The organism is Pantoea sp. sgz302252 (genome assembly GCF_047713085.1).
GTDB lineage: Bacteria > Pseudomonadota > Gammaproteobacteria > Enterobacterales > Enterobacteriaceae > Scandinavium.
This window is the reverse complement of sequence record NZ_JBLFJW010000067.1, coordinates 1-5,520: the sequence shown is the minus strand read 5'-3', so window position 1 is coordinate 5,520 and position 5,520 is coordinate 1. Positions and strand designations below refer to the sequence as shown.

Below are 5,520 nucleotides of genomic sequence, written 5' to 3'. Positions count from 1 at the left end.
ATCTTCCGTTCTGCCGTAGAATGCTTCTCAGCCATGATCAACTCCTGTTTAGTTGCCTGTGGTGAGCGGGATTGTGGTGGTCCAACACCACAATCCCGCGCTCAATTAATCCTTCTCTTTAGCTGCTGTCATTCTCGCCATAGTCTGTGAAACCTGGCTTTTAACGATAATCGCATCAAGAACAGCTTTGGCCACTTCCTGCTCTTCAAAAGGCATTGCGGCCACTGCTTCAAAGCGCAGCTTCAAATCATCCTCCGGCTCACGTTCACCCGGCTCAAACAATAAAAAATCAGAGGTGACATGAAGCACAACGGCCAGTTTTTTTAACGCCTCGGCGGTAGGCTGTGAGCTACCTGCTTCGTATCTTTTAATCTGTTGCACATGGATACCGGTAGCGTCAGATAACCCCTGTTGTGTTAAGCCACGCTTCTTACGTAGCTCGGTTACTCGCAGAGAAAAGCTCATGGTAATTAACCAGTCGTGAATAGTTACCATGATACTAACCCCCCGAAAATATCCCTCTTGATTTAGGTATCATATAGTGTACCATTACAGTATACAACATGAATCTTGACAGGTTTTTGAAGGAACAGTTTTATGGCCCGCATCCCCGAAGCAGAACTACAACACCTGAAAGCCGCCGTCTCCTTAGTCGCCGTGGCAAAAACGCAGGGCCGGAAGCTGGTCAGAAAGGGAAAAGACTTCGCGGTGCTGTGTCCGTTCCACGACGAGAAAACCCCGTCCTGTGTGCTCTCACCGTCGAAAAATCTTTATCACTGCTTCGGCTGCAACGCGGGCGGCTCGGTGCTGGACTGGGTGATGCACACTGAAAAGTTAAGCCTGCGTAAAGCGGCGGAGCGACTGCGTGGCGAGCTGGGCGACAATCCCGCCGTGGTACCACTGGTCAGTTCTGATGAACCAGACATGTTCACGGAAGATGAGGCGGGCCGTCAGGCGCTGCTCTCCCGCGTGGTGGAGTTCTATCACCACACGCTGCTGGACGCGCCGGAAGCGGTGGCCTATCTGGAAAAGCGCCGCCTTAACCATCCTGAACTGGTCGCCACCTTTAAACTGGGCTTCGCCAACCGCACCTTAGCCTACCGTCTGCCGTCCGGAAAGGTGCTGGCAGGCGGCAGGATCCGCGCCCGGCTCAAGACGGCGGGCATCATGCGCGAGTCCGGACACGAACATTTTACCGGTTCACTGGTTGTGCCGGTGATGGATCTGCACGGTCAAATCCGCGAGATGTATGGCCGTAAGATCGAGCGCCCTCAGCGGGGAATGCCCGCGCATCTGTATCTGCCGGGGCCGCATGGCGGGGTGTGGAACGAGCAGGCGCTGGTCGGTCCGGCAACGGTTATCCTGTGTGAATCGCTGATCGACGCCATGTCATTCTGGGTGGCGGGGTTCCGCAACGTGACGGCGGCGTATGGGGTCAACGGCTTCACCGATGAGATGCACCAGGCGTTCAGAAAACACGGCGTTAAGCAGGTGCTGATCGCCTATGACAACGACACGGCAGGCGATGAGGCGGCGGTGAAGCTGGCGTCTTCTTTAGCCGCTTCCGGCATCGCGCCGTTCCGGGTGGTGTTCCCGGCAGACATGGACGCGAACGAATACTTATGCAAGGTTGCCGAACCGGAACGGGCGTTCCGGGCGGTGATCGACGGGGCCATCTGGATGGGCGATGCGGGAGAGGTCGTGCCCGTGGCCGGCATCGTGCCACAGATCCGCGCGGAGCCTGCACACCTCACTTCATTCGCTGCTGATGTCACCGCGCTGCCAGCGACTGCGGCCCCTGTACCGGGCGTCAGTGTGGAAGCGCTGGCAGATGGTGAACTGATGGTAACGTTACCCGGCGAACGCTGGACTCTCCGGGGCTTAAGCCGCAAAGCGAATGCGGCCGCGCTGAAAGTGAATGCGCAGGTGCTGGACACCGAAAGCGGCGTGGTGTTCGCGGATGCGGTGGACATGATGAGCGCCCGCTCACGTTCCGGCTATGCGCGGGCGGCGGCGGCAGAGCTGGGGCTGGCAGAAGGTGACCTGCGTCGTTCGCTGGGTAAGGTGCTGCTGGCGCTGGAGCAGTGGGCCGCTCTTGCGCATCCCTGCGCTCGCGGCACTGGGGCATCCTGCCCGGCGCAGGTTAACCCGGAGGAAGAAAAGGCGGCGCTTGTGTTGTTGCGTTCGCCGGATCTGGTCAGGCGTATCGCTTCAGATATGGCCGCCTGCGGTGTGGTCGGCGAGGCCACCAATCTCACCGCCGCCTACTTAGCCGCCGTGTCGCGCAAACTGGAGCGCCCGCTGGCGGTGCTGATCCAGTCGTCCAGTGCGGCGGGTAAAAGCTCGCTGATGGACGCGGTGCTGAACCTGATCCCGCCGGAAGAACGCTTACAGTACAGCGCCATGACCGGGCAGAGCCTGTTCTACCTCGGTGAAACCAACCTGCAACATAAGATCCTCGCCATCGCCGAAGAAGAAGGTGTACGCCAGGCGGCGTATGCACTGAAGCTGTTGCAGTCGGACGGTGAGTTAAGCATCGCCAGTACGGGCAAGGACGACGCCAGCGGCAATCTGGTGACGAAGCAGTACACGGTAAAAGGCCCGGTGATGCTGATGCTGACCACCACCGCCATCGACGTGGACGAAGAGCTGCTCAACCGCTGCCTGGTGCTGACGGTGAACGAGTCGCGGGAGCAGACAGAAGCGATCCACGCGGCGCAGCGCCGAGCGCAGACGCTGGAGGGGCTGCTGGCGTCGAACGAAAAAAATTACATCACCGCACTACACCAGAACGCACAGCGACTGCTGCGCCCGCTTAACGTGGTGAACCCGTTCGCCAGTCAGCTCACCTTTATGAGCGATAAAACGCGCACCCGCCGCGACCACATGAAATACCTGACCCTGATCCAGTCGATCACGCTGCTGCACCAGTATCAGCGGGAGGTGAAGCGCGTGGAGCATCGCGGGCAGATGGTGGAGTACATCGAGGTGACGCGGGAAGATATCGGGTTAGCGAACCAGTTAGCGCATGAGATTTTAGGCCGCACGCTGGACGAGATGCCGCCGCAGACGCGCAGGCTGTTAACCCTGATCCAGCAATGGGTAAGCGGCAGCGGCCAGCCGCGTGAGACGATGCTGTTCACCCGTAAACAACTGCGCGACGCGGTGCAGTGGGGCGACACGCAGCTCAAGATCCACCTGGCGCGGCTGGCCGAAATGGAATACCTGCTGGTCCACCGTCGCGGGCTGACGTTCTGCTATGAACTGCTGTTCGACGGAGACGGCAACGCAGACACCGCGCACCTGTGCGGGCTGATCGACGTGGCGGAAACACCGGTGAACCCTCCGTATGACTCCGCCCGGTCGGGGAAAGCGGTGAAACGGTCGGCCTCCGGTCGGGCAGCGGTCGGCGGTCAGTCGGATAAGAAAAAAACCGCCTCAGACCAGACCTCACACGGCTTACAGGCTAAAGCGGTCGGGGCAGATGAAAAAGCACTGTTCCGGCAGAACGGGAAAACGTCGCCCCACCGTCATAACGCGGCCCGTCCGGGCGGGGGCAACACCGAAGCATAAGTATGACCCCGTCCGGTCGGGGTAGCCGCTGCAATGGTCGGCCCCCGGTCGGTAATCAGTCGGCAGGCGGTCGGGTAGTGTAAAACCACCGGAAGCCACGCCCTGCCGGGCTTAAACCGTAAAGCGGTCGGCCAGCATCAGAACCCCTGTTCCATCTTCTCTTCTTATCGCTATCGTACTGTCATCTCAATCAGGATAACCATCATGACCAGGCCTAAATCACCGGGGCCGGAAGCCCTTTATCTCAGTTGCCATAACGAACACATGACACAGCGCCGGCATATGCTGGGCTGGCTGGAAAGCCTGGAAGCCGGAGGCTACAGCGCGCGCAGCGTGGAAGGCTACCGCGAACGGCTGTTGCCGTTCATGACGTGGTGTGAGGCGCGCGGGCTGCTGTATGCGTCACAGGTTAGCCTGTCAGTGCTGGAAGCATACCAGCGCCATCTGCGCAGCTACCGCAAAGCCGACGGCAACACGCTTGTTGTGGGCGGACAGCTTAACCGCTTAAGCGCAGTGCGGAACTTCTTCCGCTGGCTGCTGAAACGGCACGTCATCCTGTATAACCCGACGGAAATGCTGACGCTGCCGAAGGGAGAGAAACGGCTTCCGGCGCAGGTGTTCAGCGAGCAGGAAACGCGCCAGGTGCTGGACAGTCTGGATACGGAGAAACCGCTGGGGCTGCGCAACCGGGCGATCCTCGAAGTGCTGTGGAGTACCGGGATCAGGCGTATGGAGGTGGCGAACCTGATGCTGTGCGACGTGGACTTCACGCGGGGCGTGGTGTACGTGCGACAGGGCAAAGGGCATAAGGATCGGGTGGTGCCAGTGGGTCATGTGGCGCTGGCGTGGGTGACGCGCTGGCTGCATGATGTGCGGCCCCGGCTGACGCAACGCACCGACAGCGGTCACCTGTTCGTGACGTACCACGGCAAAGGGCTGAACCGGGGAACGCTGACGCAGATCGGCGGGGAGACCATCCGCGGGAAAGCACGGATACAGAAAGCGGGGGCGTGTCACATCTTCCGGCACTCGATGGCGACGCAGATGCTGGACAACGGCGCGGACACACGGCACATCCAGGCGATCCTGGGCCATGAGAAGCTGGAGACAACGCAGCTCTACACGCAGGTGGCAATAAAGCCGTTACAGAAGGTGCACGCGCGGACACACCCGGCAGAGAAGCGGCGCAGGGATAAGCAGGCGCAGCAGCCGGACAGCACAGAGCCGGAGGGAGCCACCGTGTCGCCGGACAGGCTGAAAAGTTAGCGGTTCTCTCTTCGGCATGGTTAGCCTGTGCAGGCAAAAGGCGCGCCTCCCTGCGCACCTCTTGCCGCCTGCCATCGGTGTCAGCGGCGGTAAATGCCGTCTGTCCAGCGCTGAACAGCGGCGCTCCCTGCGGGTCCCGTTGCTGGTCAGCCGTCATTCAACATAACGCGGCATTACGCGAAACGGCCCGTCGTGGCGTGCCGCCACGCGTAACGAGCGTTATGTCGGCGCCGTTGGGCTAAGGGCGCTGCGCGTCTGCCTCAGGACAGGTGAGCGGCTTGCCGCCGCAGTCAGCATCCGGGCCCGGCGCAGCGCAAAGCTGCGCTCTGCTGTCAGCGCCGGCGTTGTTCCTCAGCCCCGCGGTCGCCGCCGTCCGTGGCGGCTCCGTGCCGTTCTGCGGCGTGTTCATCGTGTTCAGCAAACACATCAGGGGTTGTCGGCCTGCGGCCTCCGCTTAAGGCGTTAATGCCCGCCCGGCGTGGGTCTGTCGTCGTCGGGTCGTGCCACGCGTGTCACTCCTTACCGCCGCCGCCAGCCAACGCATCCCGCCCCGGTTCAGCGTGGTCATGCAAACCCAAAACCCGGTCAGGCAGGTGTGCCACGGGGCGGCGTACCGTCGCCAGCGGGCCTCGCCAGCCCGCGCCCGGCCAACCCGCCCCGAAGCCGCAGCAAGCAGCGGCT

3 protein-coding genes and 1 pseudogene are annotated in these 5,520 nt (G+C 61.3%); 3 read left to right on the top strand and 1 reads right to left on the bottom strand.

Annotated elements, in window-relative coordinates; translation table 11 throughout:
- Positions 1–105: 105 nt before the first annotated feature.
- The gene (locus ACLW56_RS24805) at positions 106–495 is read right to left on the bottom strand and encodes a helix-turn-helix domain-containing protein (protein ID WP_415378145.1); all 390 of its coding nucleotides are present in this window, start codon (positions 493–495) and stop codon (positions 106–108) included.
- Between the two features lie 102 nt (positions 496–597).
- On the opposite strand from ACLW56_RS24805, the gene ACLW56_RS24800 reads away from it, so the two are divergent.
- The 3 genes and pseudogenes from ACLW56_RS24800 to ACLW56_RS24790 form a co-directional block, all read left to right on the top strand.
- Positions 598–3,573, top strand: a complete 2,976-nt coding sequence (locus ACLW56_RS24800; protein ID WP_330986268.1) for a DNA primase — start codon at positions 598–600, stop codon at positions 3,571–3,573.
- A 204-nt stretch (positions 3,574–3,777) separates the two neighbouring features.
- Positions 3,778–4,839 carry a site-specific tyrosine recombinase XerC gene (gene xerC / locus ACLW56_RS24795; protein ID WP_330986267.1) on the top strand — a complete coding sequence of 354 codons (1,062 nt, stop codon included), beginning with the start codon at positions 3,778–3,780 and terminating at the stop codon, positions 4,837–4,839.
- Positions 4,840–5,317: 478 nt separating this feature from the next.
- A pseudogene (locus ACLW56_RS24790) lies at positions 5,318–5,520 on the top strand (hypothetical protein); the annotation flags it as partial.